Below are 25,540 nucleotides of genomic sequence, written 5' to 3'. Positions count from 1 at the left end.
AACAGGAGAAAACGGAAAAACCGGCAAGCCGGATGCGCTTGCCCGGCGTCGTGCGCGGCAAAAACAAAACAGGCAAAACAATCGGCGCGCACGTTGCCGACTTGTTGACAAAAACTTGGCTGAATTCTAATACGGGGTTGTATCTGAATGCAAAGATGTTTTGATTCGCGAGAAGATGCTAGACTTCCCGGCCATGAAGCCAATCCGCCTGACTCGAGAACAAAGCAAGGATTTGACGCGCGAGCGTCTGCTGAGCGCTGCGCACGCCACATTCACGAAGAAGGGGTACGTGGCGACGAGCGTCGAGGACATCGCGTCGGCGGCGGGCTACACGCGCGGCGCGTTCTATTCGAACTTTCGCGGCAAGGCCGAGCTGCTGCTCGAGCTGCTCAGGCGCGATCACGAAGAGGCGGAAGCGGATCTGCAAAAGATCTTCGAGAGCGGCGGCACGCGCGAGCAGATGGAGGCGCACGCGCTCGAGTATTACAGCCAGTTCTTCCGCAACAGCCCGGCGTTCCTGCTATGGGGCGAAGCGAAGCTGCAGGCGACGCGCGACGCGAAGTTCCGCGCGCGCTTCAACGAGTTCGTGAAGGAAAAGCGCGACCGCTTCACGCACTACATCCTGACGTTCGCCGACCGCGTGGGCACGCCGCTCCTGCTGCCCGCCGACGTGCTCGCGCTCGGGCTGATGAGCCTGTGCGACGGCGTGCAGTCGTACCACGCGGCCGATCCGAGACACGTGACGGGCGATACCACGCAGCAGGTGCTCGCCGGCTTCTTCGCGCGCGTCGTGCTCGGGCGCGCGCCGGACTGACGGCGGCCGCGCCGCGTTCGGCTTGCTTTTCCGGCGCGCCTGTCGCGGGCGAGATCGATCAGCGTTCGAGATCCATGTTCATCCGGCGATACGCATCGAGGAGCGACGTCTTGTAGACGACGCCCGCGAGCGTCGGATCGTCCGCGCGCTCGACAACGGGCAGCCGCTCGCCCTGGAACTGCATGAAGTGCTCGAGCGCGGTGCCGATCGGCATGTCGGGGGTGAGGAGCGGAAACGGCGTATGCAGGTAGTTCGCCGCGCGCTTGTGCGTGGTGTCGCGCTTCTCGAGCAGATCGGACGTGATGTCCTTCAGCGCGACCGCGCCGCGAAACCGCCCGGCGTCATCCGTCACGTACAGGTACTTGACCGGATATTCGAGAAACACGCGCGTCATGTCGGCCACGCTCGCCGTGAGCGGCACGACGGTCGCGGCAGGCTGGATCAGGTCGCGCATCTGCGCGGCGCGCAGGCGCGTGCGCGCCTCGTCGTCGCGGTGGCGGCGCAGCGTGATCTCGTACATCGAGGTCTTGCCGAGCGCGCGCGCCGCGAAGTACGCGACGACGCACGACATCATCAGCGGCAGCACGACCTGGTAGCTCAGCGTCATCTCGAAGATCATCAGGATCGCCATTAGCGGCGCCTGCGTCGCGCCCGCGAGGAACGCGCCCATGCCGACCATCGCATACGCGTACCACGCGGATACGTGCCCGGGCATGAGCGCGTGCAGCGCGATGCCGAACAGCGAGCCGACTACCGCGCCGACGAAGAGCGTCGGCGTGAAGATCCCGCCGACCGCGCCGGAGCCCGCCGTCGCGGCGGTCGCGATCAGCTTGAAGACGAGCACCGCGACGAGCGCCTGCCAGGTCCACGGCGCATGCAGGATCGCGTTGACGACGCTGTAGCCGTTGCCCCAGACGTCGGGCACCCACACCGAGATCACGCCGACGACGAGGCCGCCCGCCGCGAGCCGCACGGGCAGCGGCGCGGGCAGGCGCTTGAACTGCGTCTTCGACAGGTCGAGCAGGCGCAGGAACTGCGGCGCGGCCGCGCCGCACAAGAGGCCCAGCGCGACGAAGAGCAGCACTTCCCAGCCGGCGACGGCCGGAAACACCGGCATTTGATAAGGCGGCTTGTAGCCGGCGAACTCGCGCATCACGATGTTCGCGACCACCGATGCGACGACGACGGGCCCGAAGCTCTCCATCGCGATCGAGCCGAGCACGATCTCGCAGACGAAGAACGCGCCCGCGATCGGCGCGTTGTACGCGGACGTGATCCCGGCCGCCGCGCCGCACGCGACGAGCAGGCGCAGCCGCGGCGGATCGAAGTGCGCGAAGCGTCCGACGAGCGACGCGGCGAGCGCCGCGAGCTGCACCATCGGGCCTTCGCGGCCGATCGAGCCGCCGCTGCCGATCGTGAGCAGCGACGACGCGCTGCGCCAGAGGCTCTGCCGCACCGGCACGATGCCGTCGCCGAGCGCGACGGCTTCCATGTAGTCGGTCTTGCTTTCCTTGCGCGCGCCGCGCTGCGCGACGAGCAGCACGCAGCCCGCGAGAAAGCCGCCCGCGGCGGGCAGCCAGAACCGCACCTGCCACGGCAGGCGCTTCGCCATTTCGGTGAAGCTGCCGCTCGTGCCGGAGATCGCGTGCTGGATCAGCTCGATGCCTTCGCGGAACGCGACCGTCGCGAGCGCGCCGCCGATGCCGACGATCACCGACCACACGAGCATCGTATGCGCGTCGGACAGCCGGAACAGGGTTTGCGCGCGGGTGCGCAGCTTGAGCAGGAACGAGAGCACGACGGACGAGGCTCGGCGGATGAAATCGAGCGGAAGAATAGCATCGCGCCGCGTGCGCGGGGCAGACCCGGCGCACGCGGCGCGGCGGCGCGAGGAGGCGCGCGGCGGCTCAGCCAAGCCAGCGCTCCGTCGCGACGACGATCGCATAGCCGCCGAAGATCAGCCACGCGTACAGGATGAAGCCCGTCATCAGCGCGCGGGGCCCGGCCGCGCGGATCTGCGACATCCGCGTCTCGATGCCGAGCGCCGTCATCGCCATCGTCAGCGCGAACGTGTCGAGCGCGTTGAGCGTGCCGATCGCGGCGGCGGGCAGCATCTGCAGCGAATTCACGACGACGAAGCCGAGGAAGCCGAGCGCGAACCACGGCACCGCGAGCTTGCGGGGCGCGCCGTGGCCCGTTGCCGCCGATTGGCGGCGCGCCGAGCGGGCGAGCCACGCGCCGAGCACGAGCAGCACCGGCACGAGCAGCATCACGCGGGTCATCTTGACGATCGTCGCGACGCGCGCGACTTCCGGGCCGACGTCGCTCGCCGCGCCCACCACCTGCGCGACCTCGTGGATCGTGCCGCCGAAGAAGAGGCCCAGGCCCGTGGCGTCGAGGTGCAGCCAGCCGGCGCGGTACGCGAGCGGGTACGCGAACATCGACAGCGTGCCGAACAGCACGACGCTGCCGACCGCCATCGCGCTCTGATGCGGCTTCGAGCGCAGCGTCGATTCGAACGCGAGCACCGCGGCCGCGCCGCAGATCGCGCTGCCGGCGGCGGTCAGCAGCGCGGTGTCGCGGTCGAGCTTCATCAGCTTGATGCCGGCCCAGGTGCCGACGGCGAGCGTGCTCGCGACGACGAGCGCCGACACCGCGAGCCCCGGCATGCCGACCTGCGCGATTTCCTGCAGGCTCACGCGCAGCCCGAAGAACGCGACGGCGATCCGCAGCAGCTTGCGCGCGGAGAAATCGACGCCGGCCGCCCAGCTCGCGGGCATGCCGTCGCGCAGCAGGTTGCCGTAGAGCGCGCCCGCGACGATCCCGACGATGAGCGGGCTCAGGCCGAAATGCGCGACGGCGGGCAGTTGCGCGACGCTCGTGACGGCGAGCGCGAACAGGCCGACGAACAGGATGCCGTTGAGCCGACCGCGCATCGACGGCGCGGCGGCGCTGAGCTGGGGTGAGGTAAGCGTGGACATGGCTTCGTTCGTTTTTTGTGGTGACGGGCCTAATCCTAAATTGATTATATCGATATGAAAAATCGTCATTTATCGTGTAAAGTATCCGGAAATCCGATATTTCAGGCCGATGACCCCAGATCAACTGATAACGTTCGCCGCAGTCGCCGAGCACCGGAACATCAGCCGCGCGGCGCTCGCACTGCATCTGTCGCAGCCCGCGGTGTCCGGCCAACTGCGCCAGTTGCAGGACGAATTCGGCGAGCCGCTGTACCAGCGCGACGGGCGCGGCGTGCGCCTCACGCCGGTCGGCGAGGCGCTCGCGCGCCATGCGACGCAACTGCGCGACACGTTCGCGCAGGCGCGCGCGTACCGCGACGCGGTGCGCGGGCTCGAGCGCGGCACGCTGCGGATCGGCGCGAGCACGACGCCCGCGAGCTATCTGCTGCCGTATCTGCTCGCCGCGTTCCAGCCGCTTGCGCCGGACGTCGCGATCCAGACGATGAGCGGCAACACGTCGGACGTCGTTGCGTCACTCGCGTCGCTCGACATCGCGCTGATCGAAGGGCCGCCCGGCGACGCGCTGCCGGCCGGCACGACGGTGCACGCATGGCGCGAGGACGAGATCGTCGCGATCGTGCCGGCGTCGCATCCGCTCGCCGCGCGCGGCGAGCCGGGCCGCGCGCGCGCGACGCTCGCCGCGCTCGCCGCGTATCCGCTCGTGCTGCGCGAGGCGGGCTCGGGCGTGCGCCAGCTCGTCGAGCGCGCGTTCGCGCGCGCGGCGACGCCGCTGACGGTCGCGTTCGAGATCGCGGGCGTCGAGGCGGTGAAGGAGGCGGTGCGCGCGGGGATGGGCGTCGGCTTCGTGTCCGCGATGTCGCTGCGGCACGACGACGCGGCGCTCGCGATGGTGTCGATCGCGCCCGAGCCGCTCACGCGCCATTTCTCGATTCTCGTTGCGCACGGCGCGGCGCCGTCGCGCGTCGCGACGCGCTTTCTCGAGCTGTGCGTCGCGCAGGCCGAGCCGGCCTGACGGACGGCGCGGAGTGCGGCGAGGGCGCCGGCGGCACGCTGTTTGCCCACGGTCGATGCCGAAGGTTCGCCGGCCCGTGCCTAGGGATTTCCTCTATGGTTCGCTTCAGGTGCTCGGCGCACCATTCGTCCATTAACGAATGGAACCGGTTCCATTGCCGTGTTCCGACGAAACCCCGGCCGAGGAGGAGGCAAACCAGCATGGTCGACATCGTGATCGTCGCGAGCGCGTTCGGCGCGGATGCGGTGCGCCGCGCGGGCCATCGCGCATTCGTCGCCGCGGCGGCCGACGCGGGCGCCGCCGGCTTCGAGGTGCGCGGCGAGCTGTTCGCGTCGAGCGGCGACGCGTCCGCGCCCGCGCTGGCGGAACTGGGCCGCGCGATCGTCGCGGCCGGGCTGTGGCCGGTGTACTCGACGCCCGCGACGCTCTATGCGGACGACGGCGGCCTGAACCGCGACGCGCTCGCCGCAGCGCTCGCGCAAGCCGACACGCTCGGCGCGCGCTTCGTCAAGTTCCAGTTGGGCGGCTTCGCCGCCGATCCGCACGCGGCCGAGCTCGCCGACGCGACGCGCGGCGCGCGCGCCCGCGTGCTGGTCGAGAACGGCCAACTGCGGCGGGGCGGCGCGCTCGCGCAATTCACGGCGCTGTTCGCCGCGCTGCGCGACGCGCGCCGCCCGGCGCTCGTCGGCATGACGTTCGACATCGGCAACTGGCTATGGGCGGGCGAGGCGCCGCTTGCGGCCGCGCGCGCGCTCGCCGCGCACGTCGAATACATCCATTGCAAGGCGGTCGACGGCGAGGGCGCGCGCCGCTTCGCGATCGCGCCGCCGCCCGGCGACCGCTTCTGCGACGACGCGCTCGCGCTGCTGCCGCGCGCCGCGCCGCGCGGGATCGAATTTCCGCTCGACGCGGCGCGCGTGGCCGACGACGCGGCGGCGCGCGTCGCGTGGCTCGCGGCCGCATGAAACCCACCCACCGGCGCCCGGCTCGGCTAAGCTCGACGCTTACGCCGACGCCAGGCCGTTGATCGAAGGAGTCAGCCCACACCATGCAAGCCCCGCTCGACGTCGTCACCTATGGCGAAGCGATGGCGATGTTCGTCGCCGCCGAACCCGGCCCGCTCGACAGCGCGACGCAATTCACGAAGCGCATCGCGGGCGCCGATCTGAACGTCGCGATCGGCCTGGCGCGCCTCGGTTTCCGGGTCGGCTGGGTGAGCCGCGTCGGCGCCGATTCGTTTGGCCGCTACGTGCTCGACACGCTCGCGCGCGAGCACGTCGACGCGTCGTGCGTGACGGTCGACGCGCGCTATCCGACGGGCTTCCAGTTGAAGTCGCGCGCGACCGACGGCGCGGACCCGACCGTCGAGTATTTCCGCAAGGGCTCGGCCGCGAGCCGCCTGTCGCTCGACGACTACGCGCCCGGCTACGTGCTCGGCGCGCGCCACCTGCATCTGACGGGCGTCGCGCCCGCGCTGTCCGATTCGTCGCGCGAGCTCGCGTTCCATCTCGCGCGCACGATGCGCGCGGCTGGCAGGACGGTGTCGTTCGATCCGAACCTGCGGCCGACACTGTGGCCGTCGCCGGAAGCGATGGCGAGCACGCTGAACGCGCTCGCCGCGCACGCGGACTGGGTGCTGCCCGGGCTCGCCGAAGGGCGCCAGTTGACGGGCCTCGGCACGCCCGCCGACATCGCGCGCTTCTACCTCGCGCAGGGCGCGCGCGGCGTGATCGTCAAGCTCGGCGCGCAGGGCGCGTACTTCCGCACGGCCGACGGCTGCGAGGGCACGGTTGCGGCCGAGCGCGTCGAGCACGTCGTCGACACGGTCGGCGCGGGCGACGGCTTCGCGGTCGGCGTCGTGAGCGCGCTGCTCGAGGGCCGCGCGATCGGCGACGCGGTGGCGCGGGGCAACCGGATCGGCGCGCTCGCGATCCAGGTGATCGGCGATTCGGAAGGACTGCCGACGCGTGCGGCGCTCGATCGAATCGAAAATCTGAGCAATGCGCGGGATCGCCTAGAGGCGCCGCTCGCGCGATAAACCGCCTGTCCCGTCGCAGGACGGGCACAATCGCGGCGAATCCCGCGTTTCATACGGCGCCGCTCGACACAGGAGACACACACCATGCCTGCAACGCTCGCGATTCGCCGCTGGTGGACGATCATGCCGATCGTCTTCATCACGTACAGCCTCGCGTATCTCGACCGCGCGAACTACGGCTTCGCCGCCGCAGCCGGGATCAATCAGGATCTCGGCATCGGCAAGGGGCTGTCGTCGCTGATCGGCGCGCTGTTCTTCCTCGGCTACTTCTTCTTTCAGATTCCGGGCGCGATCTATGCGGAGCGGCGCAGCGTGAAGACGCTCGTGTTCTGGAGCCTCGTGCTGTGGGGCGCGTGCGCGTCGCTCACGGGCGTCGTCAGCAACATCCCGTCGCTGATGGCGATCCGCTTCCTGCTCGGCGTCGTCGAGGCGGCCGTGATGCCCGCGATGCTGATCTTCATCAGCAACTGGTTCACGAAGCGCGAGCGCTCGCGCGCGAACACGTTCCTCATTCTCGGCAATCCGGTCACGGTGCTGTGGATGTCGGTCGTGTCCGGCTATCTCGTCCACGCGTTCGGCTGGCGCCACATGTTCGTCGCCGAAGGGCTGCCCGCCGTCGCGTGGGCGGTCTGCTGGTGGTTCCTCGTGCAGGACCGGCCCGCGCAGGCGAAGTGGCTCACCGACGAGGAAAAGCGCGCTCTCGACGCCGCGCTCGCGGCCGAGCAGGCGGCGCTCAAGCCGGTGCGCAACTATCGCGACGCGTTCCGCTCGCCCGCCGTCGTCAAGCTCTGCGCGCAATACTTTTGCTGGAGCATCGGCGTGTACGGCTTCGTGCTGTGGCTGCCGTCGATCGTGAAGAGCGGCTCGGCGCTCGGCATGGTCGAAACGGGGTGGCTGTCCGCGCTGCCGTATCTCGCCGCGACGATCGCGATGCTCGCCGCGTCCTGGGCGTCCGACCGGCTCGGCTCGCGCAAGGGCTTCGTGTGGCCGTTCCTGCTGATCGGCGCGGCCGCGTTCGCCGCGTCGTACGCGCTCGGCTCGACGCATTTCTGGCTGTCGTACGCGCTGCTCGTCGTCGCGGGCGCGGCGATGTACGCGCCGTACGGGCCGTTCTTCGCGATCGTGCCGGAATTGCTGCCGAAGAACGTCGCGGGCGGCGCGATGGCGCTCATCAACAGCATGGGCGCGCTCGGCTCGTTCGTCGGCTCGTACGCGGTCGGCTATCTGAACGGCGCGACGGGCTCGCCCGCCGCGTCCTACGCATTCATGAGCGCCGCGCTCGTCGCGGCCGTCGTGCTCACGCTGTCGGTGAAGCCGGCGGGCGCGACGCCGCCGCTCGCCCATCCGTCGCAAGGAAAGTGAACACATGAAGCATCGCATCGTCGTCTACAAGCCGCTTCCTGACGACGTGCTCGCAACCCTGCGCGAGCATGCGGACGTCGTGCTCGCCGAGGGCGCCGACGCGCTCGCGCGCGCGCTGCCCGACGCCGACGGCGCGCTCGGCGCGAGCCTGAGGATCACGCCCGGGCTGCTCGATCGCGCGCCGCGGCTGCGCGCGTGGTCGACGATCTCGGTCGGCTTCGACAACTTCGACGTCGCCGATCTGACGCGCCGCGGGATCGTGCTCGCGCACACGCCGGACGTGCTGACCGAGGCGACCGCCGACACCGTGTTCGCGCTGATCCTCGCGAGCGCGCGGCGCGTCGTCGAGCTCGCCGAATTCGTGAAGGCGGGGCAGTGGCGGCAGAGCATCGGCGAGTCGCTCTACGGCACCGACGTGAACGGCAAGACGCTCGGCATCGTCGGGCTCGGGCGCATCGGCGCGGCGGTCGCGCGCCGCGCGGCGCTCGGTTTCCGGATGCCGGTGCTCTACACGAACCGCAGCGCGAACCCGCAGGCGCAGGCGCAGTTCGGCGCGCGCCGCGTCGAGCTCGACGAACTGCTCGCCGAGGCCGATTTCGTGTGCCTGCAAGTGCCGCTTTCGCCGCAGACGCGGCATCTGATCGGCGCGCGCGAGCTCGCGAAGATGAAGCGCAGCGCGATCCTCGTGAACGCGTCGCGCGGGCCCGTCGTCGACGAGGCGGCGCTCATCGACGCGCTGCGCGCGGGAACGATTCGGGCGGCGGGGCTCGACGTGTTCGAGCGCGAGCCGCTCGCCGCGGATTCGCCGTTGCTGTCGATGCGCAACGTCGTCGCGCTGCCGCACATCGGCTCGGCGACGCGCGAGACGCGCCACGCGATGGCGCGTTGCGCGGCCGAGAACGTGATCGCGGCGCTCGACGGCACGCTCACGCGCAATATCGTCAATCGCGACGCGCTGCGGCGCGCGACATCGACGCCGTGAACGCCGAGCCGAACGCATGCGGCATGCCGCATCGCGCGGCACGTGGCGAACGCAGGCGCCGGATAAGGCTCATCGCTTCGCGCCGTGATTCGGCGGCCGAATCGTCAGCAGTCCGACAGCTTGCGGCCTGGTGCATGAGTGCGGGATTCGACGCGGAGAAAACGCGATGACAATGGGCGACGCAGCGCGCCGCGACTCGACTGACGCCGCGCGTCCCTCCACGCTAGAGGAGGCCATCTTGGTGCGGCCCGATTGCCTGCGTTATGATCGCCCGCTGATCGCCGCGCAGCCGCTGCGGCAAGATAGGCGCTCGTGCGCCGTCCTAGGCTTTGCCGGGCCGGAATCGGCCGACAGGAGACATCGTCAGTTGGCCTTTCCATCCAACAACAATGACCCGCCCGCTCGCGAGGCGGAGCGGGCCGCTCGTCACGAGGCGCCACTGTGAGCGATCCACGAACTCAGCCGTCGCGTCCCGCGACGATCAGCGACGTCGCCCGCGAAGCGGGCACCGGCAAGACCAGCGTCTCGCGTTACCTGAACGGCGAAACGAACGTGCTGTCCGCCGATCTGCGCCAGCGCATCGAGGACGCGATCGCGCGCCTGAACTACCGTCCGAACCAGATGGCGCGCGGCCTGAAGCGCGGCCGCAACCGCCTCCTCGGCCTGCTCGCCGCGGACCTGACGAATCCCTATACGGTCGAAGTGCTGCGCGGCGTCGAGGCCGCGTGCCACGCGCTCGGCTACATGCCGCTCATCTGCCACGCGGCGAACGAACTCGAGATGGAGCGCCGCTATCTGCAGTTGCTCACCACCTACCGCGTCGAAGGCATGATCGTCAACGCGCTCGGCGCCGATGAGAATGCGCTGAAATCGCTGCGCGGCGGCGGTATTCCGACCGTGCTCGTCGATCGCAGCGTCGCAGGCTTCGAAACCGACATGATCGGCCTCGACAACGCGGCGGCGATCGAGACGGGCTTGCAGCACCTGTTCGCGCAGGGCTTCCAGTCGATTCATTTCGTCGTGCAGCCGTTCGAGCACGTGAGTTCGCGGCGGCTGCGCGAGGCCGCGTTTCGCGCGCAGGTCGCGGCATCCGGGCGCACCGTGCATCCGACGATCGTGCTCGAGCCGAACGAGCCGGAATCCACGCGGCGCGCGCTCGCCGAGCTCGATGCGCGTATCGACGCGGCCGCGGGCGAGCCCGTGCGGCCCGCGATCTTCGCGGCGAACGCGCCCGTTGCGCTCGTGATCGCGCGGCATCTGCACGCGCGGCTCGGCGACGCGTGGCAAAAGCGCGTCGCGCTGATCGCGATCGACGATCCCGACTGGGCGGAGCTGATCGGCGTGACGACGATCCGTCAGCCGACTTACGACATCGGCTATCGCGCGGTCGAATTCGTTCACGAGCGGATCGACGGCGGCACGGGCGCCTTCCACGAGGCGCTGCTGGCGGGCGAGCTCTGCGTGCGCGCGTCGACGGCGACCTGAGTTGAGTATCATTCGGGGCACGCACCGCACCGGTGCGCGTTTCGAACAAGGATTGTCATGACCGTTGCCCCCGTCACGCTGGCGGCGCTTGTCATCGCCACGCTCATCGTGGCGTTGCTGCCGATCGGCCTCTATCGATTCCTGCGCCGGCCGATGGCGCTCGACCGGCGCGACGCGATCGTCGGCGTCGCCGTCTACACGCTGTTCGCGACGCTGCTCGAACGCGGCGTCTACGCGTTGCTGCTGAGCCAGCCGTCGGCCGTCATGTGGCTGTCGAAGCCCGTCACGTTCGCGGTGTTCGGCACCGCCGTCGCCGCGCTGTTCGAGGAGGTCGGCCGCTATCTCGGGCTGCGCTTTCTCGCGAAGCGCTACGGCCCGTCGAGCGGCGACGCGCGCGGCCTCGCGAACGGCATCGGCCATGGCGGCGCGCAGGCGTGGTTCGTCGGCGTCGTCGTGCTCGCGCAATGGGTCTATCTCGCGTGGCTCGCGAATCGCGGCGAGCTGAACGCGCAACTGTCGACGATGCCCGCCGATCTCGCGCTGCGCATCCAGGTGATGCTCGCGACGATGTCGCCCGTATCGGTCGCGGTGTCGGCGCTCGAGCGCGTCGCGGCGTTCGTCGTGCAGGTCGCGCTGTCCGTGCTGATGTGGCGCGGCATTCGCGCGAACCGGCGCTGGATCCTGCCCGCGATGATCGTGCTGCATCCCGTCATCGATCTGCCGTCGATCGTCTACAACGGCGGCGGCGTGCCGTTCGAATGGATGGTCGCGCTGTATCTGCTCCTCGCGGCGGGCTTCGCCGGCGCGCTGATGAAACTGTGCCGGCCCGCGCGCGCCGCACGCTGAACCGAAACCCGACGATGGACGATTATCAATACGATTGCGCGAGCGCCGAATTCGGCGAGCTCGCGCGCGTGATCTGCGATCTCTTTCCCGAGCAGACGCACTTCGCCGAGCGCGCCGACGAAGCGGGGCGCTTTCTCGCCGTGCACTGGCTCGCGATGCGCTTCGGCGCGACGCCGCGCAAGACGACGCTCGACGTGCGCTTCGCGGGCGCCGCGCTGCAGCGCTATCTCGCGCTCAAGCCGATGCAGCGCGCGCGCAGCCATGCGGTGCTGCGCGCGTACGTCGAGGCGACGCTCGGCTCGCTCGAGGAGCGGCATGCGGCGGGCGAGGCGGTGCCGCGCGAGACGACGCTCGAGCTCGGCGACGAGTTCGCGTGACAAGCGCGCGGCGCGTGCCGGCATGCGCCGCGCCGCCTGTCCGATGCCCCAATGCTTCCAATTCCGATCGCGATAAAAAGCCCGCCGTTCGGTAGACGGCGGGCTTTGTATTTGTCGTGGCGCGCTGTTTTTTTCGCAGGCGGCGCTTGCACGCGTTCCTGCGCTTGGGCGCCGCGGCGTACGGCGGATTCGTCGAGGATGCGTCGCGGCTCCGGAGCCGGCCGGCTCACGCGGCCGCCGAGCCGGCGAGCGCAACGGGCGAATACGACGCGAATGCGCCGCGCGTCAATCCGCTTTGCGGTACACCTGCGCGAAGCGCTTCGCCTGCACGACGCCGTAATCGCCGGGCGCGTACTGCATCACCCAGTCGCCCGCGTCGCCGCGCAGCGTGTCGCCGCCCGCCGAGCGCGCGATCGAGAACGCCGCGTCCATCCGCTTCGCGAGCACGACGGCCGGGCGGTTGCGGTACGCGCCCGGCGCGCCGTGCGCGGCGCCCGCCGTCGCGGGCGCATACTTCGCGTCGAAGCGCTCGCGCGACACCACCCAGCGGTCGCCCGTCGAACCGGTGACGAGCGCGTCGCCCGCCGCATAGCGGTTCAGGCCTTCGAGGCTCATCAGCTCGCCCGGCTGCGCGGCGAACTCGACCTGAACCGTCTCGTCCTTGACGACGCGCAGCGCGTCCGGATCGTTGCTGAGGTCGACGTTTTTTAGTTCGATCATGTCGATTTTCGTCAATAAAGGCGCATCACTTTAGCGCGAATCCGGGCGCGCGTGAACGCCGACCTTGCGGGCGACGAGCGTTGAGACAAAGATGAAGTGATCGCGTCTCGATTTGCCGTCCGACTGTGTCGACCAGGCCGGGCGACGCCGGCCGTGCTCGCCGTCGCCCGGCGCAGACCAAGGGGAAAGCCATGCAGATGCGCCATGCCGCCGCGCGCGCGATGCCCGCCGTCGCGCTCACGATCACGCTCGCCGCCGCGCCCGCGCCCGCGGCGCCGCCGTTGCCCGCGCTGCGCGCGGACGCGAATCGCGTATCGGTGTCCGGCTTGTCGTCGGGCGCGTACATGGCGCTCCAGTATCAGGTCGCGTATTCGGCGTCGGTGATCGGCGTCGGCGTGATCGCGGGCGGCCCGTACTATTGCGCGGCGGGCAGCCTCGCGAACACCGACCTCTGCCGAGGGCTCGTGCCCAACATGGTGCCGGATCCGGGATTGCTGGTCGCCGCCGCGCAGGGCTTCGCCGCGCGCGGGCAGATCGACCCGCTCGCGAACCTGCAGCGCGCGAAGGTCTATCTGTTCAGCGGAACGAAAGACACGATCGTCCGACAATCGGCCGTCGACGCGGCGTGGTCGTTCTTCTGGCTCTCCGGCGTGCCCGTATCGAGCATCGTCTACGTCGCCGACATCCCGGCCGGTCACGCGTTCGTCACGCCGTCCGCGGGCAACGCGTGCGATGCCAACGCCTCGCCGTACATCAGCCATTGCACGGTCGGGCAATCGGGCTACGACCAGGCGGGCGCGCTGCTCGAGACGATTTACGGACCGCTTTCGCCGCCCGCCGCGAAGCCGGCGGGGCGCGCGATCACGTTCGGCCAGCGCGAGTTCGCGCCCGCGTCGAGCGGGCTCGCGGCCGACGGATATGCGTACGTGCCGCGCGCGTGCGACGCGAACGCCGGCTGCAAGGTGCACGTCGTGTTTCATGGCTGCCTGCAGTCGGCCGCCGTCGTGCGCGACATGACGACATACGACAACTGGGCCGACGCGAACGGCATCGTCGTGCTGTATCCGCAGGTTGCGAAGACGAGCACGCCGAACGATCCGCAGGGCTGCTGGGACTGGTTCGCGTACACCGGGCAGAACTACGCGTGGAAGTCGGGCGCGCAGATGCGCGCGGTGCGGGCGATGATCGAGCGGGTCACGTCCGCGCCCTGAGTGACGGGCGGGGCGGCGCGCCTGCCGGGCGGGAGCGGGGCCAAGCGTCGATGCGCTTGCATCACGCGCCGAGCGTTGGGGGCGGACGTCGCGAACGAGCGCGAGCGCGCCGGTTGCCGCATGCGCGCGGCCGGCGCGCTCGCGCGTTCGCGTTACTGCGCGGCGCCGGCGCTCGCGGGGGGCTGGCCGTCCGCCTTGCCCGGATGCTTGCGCGCGCGTGCCTTGCCCGGCTCCGGGTGCAGCCATTTGCGGAACGTCGAGTCGGCCAGCGCCTTCTGCTCGGCCGGGAAGCTCGCGTACAGCGGCGTGAACGCGTCGGCGAGCTTTTTCGCGCCGTCCGCGTTCGCCCGCGTGAGTTCCGCGTACTGGTTCATGTCGTCGAGCGCGGACGCGGTCTTGTTCTCCATCCGCTCGCGATAAAGACGCGCCATCGTTGCGCCGTTGTCGCGCATCGTGTCGGCGAACGTCTTCCATTGCGACTCCTGCTCCGGCGTAATCTTCAACTGGTTGTGCAGGTACGTGATGCGCTCCTCGACGCGCGCTTCATGGCGCGCGGCCGCGGCGGCCGGGGCGGAGGCCGCCGCGGCGGGCGCCGACGCGCTCGTTTGCGCGTGCGCGAGCGTGGCCGCCAGCGCGAGCGCGGCAGCGAAAGTCAGCGAGATCTTTTTCATGGGAGCTCCTGTGTGGTCGTCGGACGAAAATCCGGAAGGCGGGCGCGGCGCTCGACCGCCTGCGCGGCGCGCGTCCCGCGCTATTAGTAGCACGGCGGCGGGCCGTTGGGCGGCAATGCGACATCTGCTTACAACCGAAACGAATCGAAATCGCGGCGGCGCGGGGAATGCGCCGGCCGGCGTGCCCGTCGATGCGTGTTGCGGGTCGGGGCGGGCGCGCATCGAATATGCAGGGGCGCGACGAACGGTGTCCGGTGTCGTCTGCGGCGCGGACGCTGTGCGAGGCATTGCGGGAGTCGAGCAAAGGCCGGAAGCGCGCAAGCGCCGGACGTCACGGCAGCCGCGAATGTTTCGGCAGCGCACGTCCCGGCGATATGCGGACCGGCGATGCGCCGATATCGATGCGTCAGCGCGTTGAGGAAACCCATGCGGCCGCGCCTGCGCGGCGCCGCGTTTCGCCCCCCGGGCGGCGAGCGAGCCTGCGAAATCGTTCTCGATGAAGGAGCCTGGCATGCGCACGACGAAGTCATCATCCGGCATTTCCGCGCGACTCGGCGCGGTCGCGATGTTTACCGCACTGTTCACCGCATTCGCACTCGCGGGCGGCGCCGCGCAAGCCCAGAGCGCCGTGCCGGCACCGGGTTCGGCAGTCGCGACGCCGGACAACGCGATCCTGCTCACCGTCTTTCTGCGGCACGACGAATCGCGTCCGCTCGCCGAGCTGAACGCGCAGCTCGCACGGCAAGGCTTTTACAAGGCGTTTCCGCCGGCGGGCGTCGAGGTCGTGAGCTGGACGGTCGCGATGGGGATCGGCCAGGTCGTCGTGCTGCGCCTGCCGGCGTCGCGGCTGCGCGAGGTGAATCGCGTGCTCGAGGACACCGCGTGGGGCGTGTATCGCACAGAGTTCTATCCGACATACGACTACAAGGCGATCGGCCTCGCGCAGCACGCGAAGGCGCAGTGAGCGGTGCGAACGGCGAGCAGGCGCCGAACGGGCGCGGCCGGGAAGGGCGGCGGTCGAAGCGCTTCGGCATGTGTCTGGTCGAGCTGACCAGCACACCTGGCTGCGGGAGCACGCGAGCACGTCGGCGTTCCTCGCGGGCAGCGGTGCGCGGCTGCCCGAATTCGACGAGCCGGCGCTGTGCCGCTATCTCGTGCATTCGATCGGCATCGCGCCGGCGTGACGCATCGCATCGTGGCGCGCCCGGTGCGCGGCGGGGCCGTGGCGACGGCCGCTCGAACGATGGACAGGACGACGGATAGAACGACGGATAGAACGGACGATCGGAACGGCCCTTGCGCGGCCGCCGGCTTGGGCGCACGGCCGTTCGGCGCTATCATCGCGGCACCTCCATTCGCCGATCCGCCATGCGCCCACCCCGACTCGATCAACTCGACGACCTCGACCGCAACCTCGTCGCGCTGCTGCAGGCGAACGCGCGCGCGAGCGTCGCGGATCTCGCGCGGCAACTGGGCGTCGCGCGCACGACGGTGCTCGCGCGGATCGCGCGGCTCGAGCGCACGCAGGTGATCGCGGGCTACAGCGTGCGGCTCGGACAGGACGTGCTCGACGCGAGCATCTATGCGTACGTTGGCATCATCCTCGCGCCGAAGTACGGCAAGGATGTGCTCAAGCGTCTCGACCGCATGCCCGAGGTGCAACTGCTGTGCGCGGTGAGCGGAGAGTACGACTATGTCGCGTGGCTGCGCGCCGATTCGCCCGAACGCCTGAACGACCTGCTCGATCAGATCGGCGCGCTCGAAGGCGTCGAGCGGACGACGACGTCGATCATCCTCGCGCGCAAGATCGATCGCGGGACGATCGGCTGACGCGCACGACGCACGACGACGGACACGACCACCCTGACGAGAGAGATCGGGATCATGACGACGAGCCAAACCTATTCGCGCCCCGAGCGGTTGCTGCAGATCGCATCGTGGGGCATTGCCGTGGCGTTCGCGCTGTTCCTCAACATGCTCGGCAGCCTCGTGATCCGCGACATGGCGTTCGCGCCGCGCGGCGGGCCGCCGACGCTCGAGCGCTACGCCGATACGCGGGCCGACGCCGCGCTGCGCGCGACGCAGCGGGAGCTGCAGCGCGAGCAGGGCGCGCTGACCGACAAGGCCGATGCGTTCGCGACCGCCCGCAATCGCGCGCAGCAGGAATACAACCAGGCGAAGGAGAGCTTTCGCAATTGGATCGCGACGCGCAGCGCGACGGGCGACGCGAGCCGCAATCCGGACGTGCTCGCGCGCACGCGCCAGCTTGACGCGCTGCAGACGGCGGTGGCTGGCTGGCAGCGCCAGCAGGACCAGATCGCCGACCAGCTCGACGCGCTGCGCAAGCGCCAGGACGACGTGAGCGCGCAGCTTTCGCAATCGCAGGCGCAGGCCGAGCGGCGCTACGAGCAGGCGAGCCGCCGCTACGAGCTCGTCGTGTTCGTGTGGCGGCTCGCGTTCACGCTGCCGATTCTCGCGCTCGCCGTCTGGCTTTTCGTCCGTTACCGGAAGGTGCACTACTGGCCGTTCGTCTATGGCTTCGGGATGTTCGCGCTGACGGCGTTCTTCGTCGAGCTCGTGCCGTATCTGCCTAGCTTCGGCGGCTACGTGCGTGTGACCGTCGGCATCGTGCTCACCGTGTTCGCGGGCATCTACATGCTGCGCGCATTCCAGCGCTACGTCGAGCGCAAGCGCGAGGAGATGCGGCGCAGCCAGCACGAGCGCGCACAGGCGATCGGCTACGAGAAGGCGATCGCCGCCTATCAGAAAAAGCTCTGCCCGTCGTGCGACAAGCCGTGGAACCTGGGCGGCGACGGCGCGACGTTCTGCATCCACTGCGGGCTCAGGCTGTTCGAGCAGTGCGCCGGATGCGGCACGCGCAACTTTGCGTTCTTCCCGTTCTGCAGCGGCTGCGGCGCATCGGTCAAGCATGCGGAAGACGGCGGCGCGCTCGCGTCCGGCGCGAAACGGGACGCGGCGGGCGGGTAGCCCAGGCGATCCGCGCCGCGCCGGATCGCAGCCGCCGTCGGCGGCCCGGCGTCCGCCCGGTCCGTCCGCGATCGCGTGCTTTGGCTTTCCGGTGTCCGATCACGGAAAATCCGACGTTTCGGAAAGCCAATTCGCATGCCGGCCGTGTGTTATGCTCGATCGCCGGTTTCATGTCGAAAAAGGCAATGTAATTGTTTTGTCGGCGCCGCGTCGGATATTTCGAATGAGGGCGCTTCGCTCGCGAAAATCGATTTCGCCGGCGTGCTTTGCCGCTCGCAGGTTTGTCGCGATCGGCGGTTTTATGAAAATCAATCAGACCTCGCGTTCAACGAGGCAATTGAAGCGATAAAAATACAGCTATCCGAGGGCCAAGATGAAAAAACTGATTTCGCTATTCGCTTTCGCGCTGATGTTCGCTTGCGGAAATGCATTTTCCTTCGATCTGGTGATATCCGGAGATATCGATAAATACACCGATCCGAAAAGCAAGAGCTATGTTTTCAGCGAAACCGAATTGATGCGGATGCCGGTGCGGGAGATCCGGACCTCGACCGCGTGGACCGCGGAAAGCCGGTTCGAGGGCGTGCCGATTCTCGACCTGCTGAAAAAAGTGGGCGCCAGGGGAAAGGTGATCACCGTCTATACGCTGGATGACTATTACGAAGATATTCCCGTTTCGGATTTTGAGAAATATGGTACAATTCTGGCCTATAAAATGAACGGAAAAATACTGTCCCTGAAGAATTTCGGGCCTTTGTTCGTCATATATCCGCGTGATACCGGAGGCGCCGAATTGAGCGGTCCGCTGTACAGCACTCGATTTCTTTGGCAGGTGTATAAAATCGTCGTCAAGTGAAATTAATGAAATCGTCGCCGATCGGCAGCATCCGGCTTTATCTGGTCCTGACGCTCCTGATGGTTGCGGCGATGTCTTCGGCCATCTATTGCTACAGCAACCTGTTTTCCGAGCGCAGCTTTCTGGCTCTCGTCGGAACGCAGGAAGACTACGCATCGTCTACCGCACAGTTTGAAACCCGGCTCGCGGACTTCGAATTGCTTCTTTACAGGAAGGATTGGGGGTGCCTCAGCGAGTGCAAGGATCTGAAATCGGAATTCGACATTCTCGAATCGAAGTTCTTCGTGCTGTCGAATCGATCGGAATCCACTCGCCTGCTTTATGCGGAGCAGGGTTATGACGAGCGCATCGAGCGGATTCGCACGCTGTTCGCGGACGTCGGGCGCATCATGGAGCTGCCCGGGATGACGCAGAAGTCGCTGACGGAGGTGGCCGAGAAGATACGGTTGATCCGCATCGAGGCGCTGAACCTGTCGGCATTGGCGGCGCACGCGGAGGCGAAGCAGCGCGACCGGACATACCGGATCTTCCTCAAGAATCGCACGATCATCCTGATCGGCGTATCGATCATCATCTCGTCGGTCGCGATCATCGGGTTCATCACGATATTCAACATCCAGCAGAGCAGAAAGACGATCCGGCAGCAGGCGCAGGCGCTCGCCGCGGAACGGCGCGCGACCGCGGCCGCCAGCGAGGCGGTGCGCGCGAAGAATGCGTTTCTCGGCGCGATCGGCCACGAGCTCCGGACGCCGCTGCAGAGCATCACGTCCGCGATCGACGTGATCTCGGGCGCGCGGATCGCGCTCGAGCACACCGACACGATCAAGCGGCTGGAACTCGCGGCGATGCAGATCGAGTCGCAGATGCGCGATCTGACCGATTACGCGCGGCTCGACAGCGGCAAGCTGGAACTGAGAAACAGCGACTTCAGGCTCGCGCCGATCGTCACCGCCACCGCGACCGAGGCGGTCTCGCTGATCGGCAGGAAACCCGTTCGGCTCATCTGCGAGAACCACGGGATCGACGACGTGTGTCTTCATTCGGATGCCGCGAGGATTCGCCAGATCATGACGAATCTGTTGAGCAATGCGATCAAGAACACCCGTGCGGGAAGCGTCAAGCTCTCCTGCGAGCTGGCGCCGGGCGCGCAGGGCGGCCGCCTGCGGCTGCGGGTCGAGGACACCGGCACGGGCATTCCCGCCGACAAGCTCGACCATATCTTCCATCCGTTCACGCAGATCGATCACGGGCAGACGAACATTCACGACGGCGCAGGCATGGGGCTGTCGATCGTGAAGGGGCTGGTCGACTTGTTCGGCGGCGGGATCGGCGTGCGCAGCGAGGTCGGCAAAGGGAGCGTTTTCACCGTCGATTTGCCGGTCCGGATATCGCGCGTCGCCGCGGGGCCGGGCGCGGGCGGCGACGATCCGGCGCAAGCGGAGGACGGCGGCGTTTTCTCGACGCCGCATCATGTGCTCGTCGTCGACGACAACAAATCCGCGTTGAGCTCGTTTTCGTCGCTGCTGGAGCAGATCGGCTGCACTTGCGAGCCATGCGATTCGGCGGAGCGCGCGATGCAGAAGCTGATGCGCCGTCCGTACGACGTGCTGCTGCTGGATCTCCACATGCCGGAGCGCGACGGCATTTCGGTGGCGAAGGAGTTGCGGCTGACGCGCGGCCCGAACTACAGGATTCCCGTGGTGGGCGTCAGCGCTCACGCACCCGAGCTTCTCACCGAAGAGCAGATGGCGCTGTTCGACGATTACCTGATGAAGCCGGTTCGGCGGGAGATCCTGTTCCGGACGCTGAAGCGGCTGGTTTCCGTCAGCGGTTGAAGTGGCGGTCGAACGCCGCCTTGATGACCGATAGCCGGATCGGCTTTTCATACGGGCCGAGAATGTCGAAAGTGCGCATCGCGCGCGCGATTTCCGATTCACGCTCGCTCGTGTTCAATTGCCCCGTCAGCACCAGAATCGGCGCATCCGGATTTTCCGATTGCCGGATCTCCGTCATGCAGCTTTCGGACGTTTCGCGGCCGATGATCCAGTCGACGACGAAGCCGTCGAACATGTTGTCCCGCACGGCTTCGTTGAACGAATCGATGTCGTAGTAGGTGTAGGTGTTGAAACCTTGCGCGCGCAGATACTTCGACAACTCGTCCGCCGCTTCCGGCGAGTCGTCCAGAATCGCGATGCTCAGCCTGCGGATCTCCTCGACGGTCGGCGCGATCCTGACCTCGCGCACGGCGTAATGCGGCGCTTCCGGGGCCTGGTCGTGAGCATGGATCGACCATCGATGGTTGATCCGCACGGCGACGAGATCCGATTTCTGATCGGCGGACAACGCTTCGCCGATATGCGCATGGCATGCGATGCGCGTGTCGCCAATGGCGAGCAGCGCGTCGACGGGATCGCCTTCGACCGGCGCGGCATCGGCGAGCGGCGCGCCGAACAACTGGCCGACATCTTCTCCGAATTCCGCGGTGATCTGGTTGACCTGATGGATCGCCCAGGGGCTTTGGCCTTTGAGCTTGCGATGCGCTTGCGAGAAGCTCAGATTGAGAATCCGGCTCACGGTGTTCGCATGCTGGCGCTTGCTGATGCCGTTCTTCGTCAGGATTTCCCGGATGCGATTGGCGATCTGGATGGCGCTGGAATGCTGTTCGTGACTGTCCATTATCGATAAGCGGTGGCTGTCTGATTTGCGTCTTCTTCGTCGCCGGCCGGTTCGCCGGGCGACGGGCAGTGAGGGCATGCGCGCTCCGGGGGCGGCATGGGCGCGCGAAGCGGACGGTCGGCATCGTAGCGCAAGTATTGCAGGCATGACACTATCGCACAGTCAATCAAAGATCGCATGTCATACCATAATTGGGCGAATAAATTATTCCTTACAGCAATTCTGGCTTAAGCATTGCATTTAAAAATCTGATAAATGCTTGACATGCGATGTTTTGTATCTAGAATGGTGCTGGATGCGATAATTTGATTGCGTTTCATGCGATAAGCGGCTGGCGGCATGCCGGAACGATGCATCCGCCATTCGGCCATGCATGACGCCCGAGCCGCATCGCCGCACTTTCCTGTCGTCAGACTCGCCCGTTTTCCCGTTTCTCCCGGTTTTTCGCCTCACCGCATTTTGCGTAGCCGATCGGCTTCGATATTCATGGTCCCTGCGAGCACGGGGACCCGAGACAATATTTAGGAAGGCTTATGAGAAGGGATAGATTCCCGAGCGGTTTTCGCGTCACCGTCTACGCCGGATCGTCGTTCGGCATGGATCCCGCATTCGCGCGCGAGACGGAGAAATTCATCGGGGACGTGGTGGCCTCCGGCGCCGAGATCGTTTATGGCGGCGGCAAGGTCGGCCTGATGGGCGTGGTCGCCAATACCGCGCTGGCGGCGGGCGGCAAGGTGACGGGCGTCATTCCGCGGGCGCTGACGAGCGGGGAGATTTCGCACACGTCGCTGACGGCGCTGCATATCGTCGATTCGATGTCGGCCAGGAAGAAGCTGATGGAGGACCTGGGCAACTGCTTCGTCGCATTGCCGGGCGGCATCGGCACGATCGAGGAGACGATCGAGGTGCTGTCCAATCTGATTCTCGGCAATCACAAGAAGCCGATATTCCTGTTGAACGTCAATCGCTATTGGGACCGTCTGCTGGATCTGATCGCGCACGTGGTCGATTCCGGCTTTGCGAATCCGCTCGAGGGCAAGCTGCTCATCCGCGTCGACAGCAACGCGGCGCTGCTCGACGAGCTGGAGCGTTGGAATCCGCCGCGCCCCAGGTGGGGCGAGGGCTGATGTCGAAGTTGCGCCGTTCGTCCGCACGAAGGATGAACATTCACTGAGAAGTCCGAATTTAACCATTCACAAGACTATGGAAAATTTACTTCTGGACGTTACTCCGAGGGCAGCGATTCATCACGGTTTCACGAACATCTACGGCGATTCGGTCGACGACCTGGTCAGGCAGGGCATTCACAACATCGTGAAGGAGGGAAGAAAGATCAAGTCGCGCGCCGGAGACGCGATGCAGGCGTATGGCGTCAACTACATCCTGAAGGACCCGCGCAGCCGCGTGCATTCGCTTCGAAACGGCGCAAAGCGATACCTGTGCCGCGAACTGCTCGCGTATTTCAGCGGCAGCCTGAAGGCCGAGAACGGCCTCGCGAACGCGTCGAAGTTCTGGATGACGCTCACGGACAAGGACGGGAACGTCAATTCGAACTACGGGTATTACGTGTTCTACGAGCCGGTCGAAAAATACGGCAACCAGTACAACTGGATCGTCAGCATGCTGAAGTCGAACCAGGACTCGCGCCGCGCGATCATCAACATCAACCAGAACTACCACAAGTCCGATACGAAGGATTTTCCGTGCACGATCGGGATGCAGTTCTTCATTCGGGAAAACCACCTGTTTTGCGAGACGATCTCGCGCAGCACCGACGTGATCACGGGGCTGCCGTACGACATGGGTTTCTTCTCGTTCGTTCACGAACTCGTGCATAGCGATCTCGTGTCGCAGGGCTACGACGATCTGCAACTGGGCTCGACCATCATGAAGACCACGTTCACGCAGATTTACGACAACGCGATGGAGAAGGCGAAGGACGCGATGAACGGCTGCGGCGACACCGAAATGATGCCGGAAATCTCGTCGGCGAAGGATACGCTGGGCGACATCTACGCCGGCTCGGCAAAAACCGATGTAATCAAGTGGATTTACGAGAATGCCGAATAACCCGACGATCCTTGCAATCGCTTCGGCAAACGAAGCAAAAGTCAATGCGCTGCGCAGCGTGGCCGGCGCGGTCTTCGAGTCGCACCGGATCGTTCCGGTGCCGGTCGACTCAGGCGTGTCCGAAACGCCCGACAGCGACGCGCAGGCGCTGGCGGGATGCCGCAATCGCCTCGTGGCCATGCAGGCGCGCTGTCGCGACGCCGTCGATTACTGGGTGGCGCTCGAAGGGCTGATCGAGCGCACCGGTTTTGGCGATTTCGTGTACGGCTGGGCCGCCGTGCTGCGCGCGGGCGAAGAGATGCCCGCCTATGGATGCAGCGGCAAGGTGATGCTGCCGCACGGCCTGCTGAACGCGTTGCCGCCGGGGGAAAGGCTGTCGGCGTTCATCAAGGAGACACTCGATGCGACAGGCGACAGCGTGATCGACGTGCTCGGCACGAACGGATTCCTGACGAACGGCCTGTACGACCGGACCATGGAGTTCGAAACGGCGATTCGCTGCGCGTTGGGCGTCGCACTGAATTCGAAACGCACCGCGAGCGCCGCGATATGAACGACGACATCCTGTATGCGGGCATCGAGTATCTCGATCCCGACACCTGCCGGCTGGCGACGGCCGACATTCGCGTGAAGGACGGCCGGTTTCACAGCATCCGGCCGGCCGGCGCGCCGCGCCCCGATGGCGTCGCGACGGCGGACGGGACGGGGCGCGTGATGTTTCCGGGGCTCGTCAATGCACACCTGCATCCGAGCAAGGAGCTGTACGGCGATCTGCACGACTTCTCGCCGATTCAGACGGTGCTCGACAGCGTGCACAAGAACAACCGGCTCGAAAGCGCGCAAACGCAGTATGCGGCCGCGCTCTACAGCATCATGCGCAACGTGCGCAGCGGCGTGACGAGCGTCGGCGTGTTCACGAGCCGCTTCGAAACGGATGCCGACGCGTGCAAGGCCGTCGGCGTGCGCGCATCGGTCCAGTTCTGCCAGAGCGATCAGTGGCTCGGCGGCGGGAGCAAGCCGTCGGCGTACGGCATCGACGAGATCATCCGCAGATACGAGCGGTCCGTCGATACGCACGCGACGCCGCTGATCGATCTGCAGCCGGCCACCGCGTCGGAGCTGTCCGCGAGCGACGATTTGATCCGGCAGTTGCATGGATTGGCGAAGGCGCGCGGCAAGACGTTCTCGATGCATGTTCACGAGGGGCGAACGCAGGTGAAATCGTTTCGCGACGCGCACGGCATCAGCGCGATCCGGCATCTTGGCGGGCTGGGCGTGCTGGACGAGCACCTCACGCTCGTTCATGCGAGCAGCGTGGATGATGACGATGTCGCCGAGATCCGTCGGTCGCGCGCGAACCTGGTCCATTGCCCGATCAGCAACAGCTTCGTCGGTGCGGGCAGGATGCCGGTGCGCCGATTCGCCGGCGCGCGGCACATGGGGCTCGGCACGGACGCGGCGATGGTCAATCCGGAAAACCGCCTGACGAACGATGCGATGTTCTGCCTCTATCACCACGGCGAGCACGATCTCGACGACAAGCTGAGCGCGGCGGAGGTGCTCGGCATGTTGACCGCGTCGGGCGGCGAGAGCATCGGATTGCGCGGGATCGGCGCGATTCGCGCCGGCCGCCGCGCGGATTTCATCGTCTTCCGGCGCGACCGCTTGACGGAGGCGTACGGCAACAGCCCGATTTCCCATTTGCGGCTGCTGCGCAACGAAAACCCGGACCAGGTATTCGTCGACGGACGGGCGATCTTCTCGGACGGGACGTTCGCGTTCGTCGATTTCGACGAATGGCGGTCGCGGTTCGAGGCGCTCAGAGAAGAGGTGACGGCATGAAGAAGATTGCATTTCTGTTTTCCGGGCGCGGATCGCTGATCGGCTCCGTCGTCGAGGGCATCGGGCGATCGTCGGTGCCCGCGGAGGTCGCGCTCGTGATCACGAACAACAAGGCGTTTCCGGCCGAGAACGGCTCGCTCGCGGGGCGGTTTCCGGTCAGCCGGGTCCTGCACTCGGATTTCGCCGATCGCGAATCGTTCGAGGCCGAAATTTCCCGGCAACTCGACGCGAACGACATCGATCTGATCGTCCTCGGCGGGTTCCGGCGCATTTTCTCGCCGGCCTTCGTCGACAAATACGGGAGCCGGACGATCAACACGCATCCGTCGATCCTGCCGGCGTTTCCGGGCGACGGCGCGCAGCGCCGCGCGCTCGAGGCGGGCGTGAAGGTGACGGGCGCGACGGTGCATTTCATCAACAACGAAGTGGATGCAGGGCCCATCATCGATCAGGGCGTCGTGCGCATTGCGCCGGGCATGACGGAGCAGGCGCTGAAGGAAGCAATCATCAAGGTGGAAGAAGTCATCATCGCGGACGCGGTCACGAACATCCTGGAAGACCGGATCGCCGTTCGCGACGGAATCGTGAGGGTCGTTCAATGAAAGAAAA

At 67.0% G+C, this 25,540-nt stretch carries 26 protein-coding genes; 21 read left to right on the top strand and 5 right to left on the bottom strand.

The window, feature by feature from the left end:
- Positions 1–193: 193 nt before the first annotated feature.
- Positions 194–814: a TetR/AcrR family transcriptional regulator gene (locus WS92_RS20665; RefSeq protein WP_015600284.1), complete on the top strand. Its 621-nt coding sequence runs from the start codon at positions 194–196 to the stop codon at positions 812–814.
- A 58-nt stretch (positions 815–872) separates the two neighbouring features.
- Here the strand turns inward: WS92_RS20665 and WS92_RS20660 are convergent, their stop codons facing one another.
- Complete coding sequence (locus WS92_RS20660; RefSeq protein ID WP_059930800.1) at positions 873–2,612, bottom strand: ClcB-like voltage-gated chloride channel protein; 1,740 nt, start codon at positions 2,610–2,612, stop codon at positions 873–875.
- 109 nt (positions 2,613–2,721) lie between these two features.
- Positions 2,722–3,795: a YeiH family protein gene (locus tag WS92_RS20655; RefSeq protein WP_059930798.1), complete on the bottom strand. Its 1,074-nt coding sequence runs from the start codon at positions 3,793–3,795 to the stop codon at positions 2,722–2,724.
- Between the two features lie 109 nt (positions 3,796–3,904).
- Between WS92_RS20655 and WS92_RS20650 the strand changes: the two genes are divergently transcribed.
- The 8 genes from WS92_RS20650 to WS92_RS20610 all read left to right on the top strand — a co-directional run bounded on the left by WS92_RS20650 (position 3,905) and on the right by WS92_RS20610 (position 11,897).
- Entirely contained in the window at positions 3,905–4,807 is a 903-nt protein-coding gene (locus WS92_RS20650) for a LysR family transcriptional regulator (RefSeq protein ID WP_006026900.1), read from the top strand.
- 200 nt (positions 4,808–5,007) lie between these two features.
- Positions 5,008–5,772 carry a TIM barrel protein gene (locus WS92_RS20645; protein WP_006026899.1) on the top strand — a complete coding sequence of 255 codons (765 nt, stop codon included), beginning with the start codon at positions 5,008–5,010 and terminating at the stop codon, positions 5,770–5,772.
- 83 nt (positions 5,773–5,855) lie between these two features.
- Positions 5,856–6,845 carry a sugar kinase gene (locus WS92_RS20640; protein WP_006026898.1) on the top strand — a complete coding sequence of 330 codons (990 nt, stop codon included), beginning with the start codon at positions 5,856–5,858 and terminating at the stop codon, positions 6,843–6,845.
- 84 nt (positions 6,846–6,929) lie between these two features.
- Positions 6,930–8,207: an MFS transporter gene (locus tag WS92_RS20635; RefSeq protein WP_006026897.1), complete on the top strand. Its 1,278-nt coding sequence runs from the start codon at positions 6,930–6,932 to the stop codon at positions 8,205–8,207.
- 4 nt (positions 8,208–8,211) lie between these two features.
- The gene (locus tag WS92_RS20630) at positions 8,212–9,189 is read left to right on the top strand and encodes a 2-hydroxyacid dehydrogenase (RefSeq protein ID WP_006026896.1); all 978 of its coding nucleotides are present in this window, start codon (positions 8,212–8,214) and stop codon (positions 9,187–9,189) included.
- A gap of 441 nt (positions 9,190–9,630) precedes the next feature.
- Entirely contained in the window at positions 9,631–10,674 is a 1,044-nt protein-coding gene (locus WS92_RS20620) for a LacI family DNA-binding transcriptional regulator (RefSeq protein WP_006026895.1), read from the top strand.
- Positions 10,675–10,731: 57 nt separating this feature from the next.
- Positions 10,732–11,520, top strand: coding sequence for a YhfC family intramembrane metalloprotease (locus tag WS92_RS20615; protein ID WP_006026894.1), 789 nt, complete (start codon positions 10,732–10,734; stop codon positions 11,518–11,520).
- Between the two features lie 14 nt (positions 11,521–11,534).
- A complete protein-coding gene (locus WS92_RS20610; RefSeq protein ID WP_059930841.1) occupies positions 11,535–11,897 on the top strand; it encodes a DUF3022 domain-containing protein in 363 nt (120 codons plus the stop codon).
- A 285-nt stretch (positions 11,898–12,182) separates the two neighbouring features.
- On the opposite strand, the gene WS92_RS20605 is transcribed toward WS92_RS20610, so the two are convergent.
- Positions 12,183–12,617, bottom strand: a complete 435-nt coding sequence (locus WS92_RS20605) for a PGDYG domain-containing protein (RefSeq protein ID WP_059930839.1) — start codon at positions 12,615–12,617, stop codon at positions 12,183–12,185.
- A gap of 191 nt (positions 12,618–12,808) precedes the next feature.
- On the opposite strand from WS92_RS20605, the gene WS92_RS20600 reads away from it, so the two are divergent.
- A complete protein-coding gene (locus WS92_RS20600; protein WP_059930796.1) occupies positions 12,809–13,828 on the top strand; it encodes an extracellular catalytic domain type 2 short-chain-length polyhydroxyalkanoate depolymerase in 1,020 nt (339 codons plus the stop codon).
- A 152-nt stretch (positions 13,829–13,980) separates the two neighbouring features.
- Here WS92_RS20600 and WS92_RS20595 read toward each other — a convergent pair whose 3' ends face one another.
- Positions 13,981–14,499: a Spy/CpxP family protein refolding chaperone gene (locus WS92_RS20595; RefSeq protein WP_006026890.1), complete on the bottom strand. Its 519-nt coding sequence runs from the start codon at positions 14,497–14,499 to the stop codon at positions 13,981–13,983.
- 511 nt (positions 14,500–15,010) lie between these two features.
- Between WS92_RS20595 and WS92_RS20590 the strand changes: the two genes are divergently transcribed.
- From WS92_RS20590 to WS92_RS20565, 6 genes are all read left to right on the top strand, one after another.
- The gene (locus WS92_RS20590) at positions 15,011–15,463 is read left to right on the top strand and encodes a hypothetical protein (RefSeq protein ID WP_041861658.1); all 453 of its coding nucleotides are present in this window, start codon (positions 15,011–15,013) and stop codon (positions 15,461–15,463) included.
- A gap of 70 nt (positions 15,464–15,533) precedes the next feature.
- Positions 15,534–15,683: a hypothetical protein gene (locus WS92_RS20585; RefSeq protein WP_041861659.1), complete on the top strand. Its 150-nt coding sequence runs from the start codon at positions 15,534–15,536 to the stop codon at positions 15,681–15,683.
- 184 nt (positions 15,684–15,867) lie between these two features.
- Positions 15,868–16,329, top strand: coding sequence for an Lrp/AsnC family transcriptional regulator (locus WS92_RS20580; protein WP_006026887.1), 462 nt, complete (start codon positions 15,868–15,870; stop codon positions 16,327–16,329).
- A gap of 54 nt (positions 16,330–16,383) precedes the next feature.
- Complete coding sequence (locus WS92_RS20575) at positions 16,384–17,487, top strand: zinc ribbon domain-containing protein (protein WP_059930794.1); 1,104 nt, start codon at positions 16,384–16,386, stop codon at positions 17,485–17,487.
- Between the two features lie 373 nt (positions 17,488–17,860).
- A complete protein-coding gene (locus WS92_RS20570) occupies positions 17,861–18,343 on the top strand; it encodes a putative pterin-binding protein (protein ID WP_059930792.1) in 483 nt (160 codons plus the stop codon).
- A 5-nt stretch (positions 18,344–18,348) separates the two neighbouring features.
- Positions 18,349–20,178 (top strand): ATP-binding response regulator, encoded by a 1,830-nt coding sequence (locus tag WS92_RS20565; RefSeq protein ID WP_006026884.1) that lies wholly within the window; start codon positions 18,349–18,351, stop codon positions 20,176–20,178.
- On the opposite strand, the gene WS92_RS20560 is transcribed toward WS92_RS20565, so the two are convergent.
- A complete protein-coding gene (locus tag WS92_RS20560) occupies positions 20,168–21,019 on the bottom strand; it encodes a helix-turn-helix domain-containing protein (RefSeq protein ID WP_006026883.1) in 852 nt (283 codons plus the stop codon). The two genes, WS92_RS20565 and WS92_RS20560, sit on opposite strands and share 11 nt — an antisense overlap.
- A gap of 533 nt (positions 21,020–21,552) precedes the next feature.
- On the opposite strand from WS92_RS20560, the gene WS92_RS20555 reads away from it, so the two are divergent.
- The 5 genes from WS92_RS20555 to purN all read left to right on the top strand — a co-directional run bounded on the left by WS92_RS20555 (position 21,553) and on the right by purN (position 25,533).
- A complete protein-coding gene (locus WS92_RS20555) occupies positions 21,553–22,146 on the top strand; it encodes an LOG family protein (protein ID WP_015601217.1) in 594 nt (197 codons plus the stop codon).
- A 76-nt stretch (positions 22,147–22,222) separates the two neighbouring features.
- Entirely contained in the window at positions 22,223–23,089 is an 867-nt protein-coding gene (locus WS92_RS20550; protein WP_059930790.1) for a thymidylate synthase, read from the top strand.
- Complete coding sequence (locus WS92_RS20545) at positions 23,079–23,642, top strand: DUF84 family protein (protein WP_059930788.1); 564 nt, start codon at positions 23,079–23,081, stop codon at positions 23,640–23,642. Before WS92_RS20550 ends, WS92_RS20545 begins: the two co-directional genes overlap by 11 nt.
- Positions 23,639–24,931 (top strand): amidohydrolase family protein, encoded by a 1,293-nt coding sequence (locus WS92_RS20540; RefSeq protein ID WP_059930786.1) that lies wholly within the window; start codon positions 23,639–23,641, stop codon positions 24,929–24,931. Before WS92_RS20545 ends, WS92_RS20540 begins: the two co-directional genes overlap by 4 nt.
- Entirely contained in the window at positions 24,928–25,533 is a 606-nt protein-coding gene (gene purN / locus WS92_RS20535) for a phosphoribosylglycinamide formyltransferase (RefSeq protein ID WP_059930783.1), read from the top strand. Before WS92_RS20540 ends, purN begins: the two co-directional genes overlap by 4 nt.
- The last annotated feature ends 7 nt before the right edge of the window (positions 25,534–25,540 follow it).

The sequence above is a fragment of the Burkholderia sp. MSMB1588 genome (genome assembly GCF_001546925.1).
GTDB classification, from domain to species: Bacteria; Pseudomonadota; Gammaproteobacteria; order Burkholderiales; family Burkholderiaceae; genus Burkholderia; species Burkholderia humptydooensis.
The sequence above is the reverse complement of the archived record's forward strand: the minus strand, read 5'-3'. Positions and strand labels throughout refer to the sequence as shown.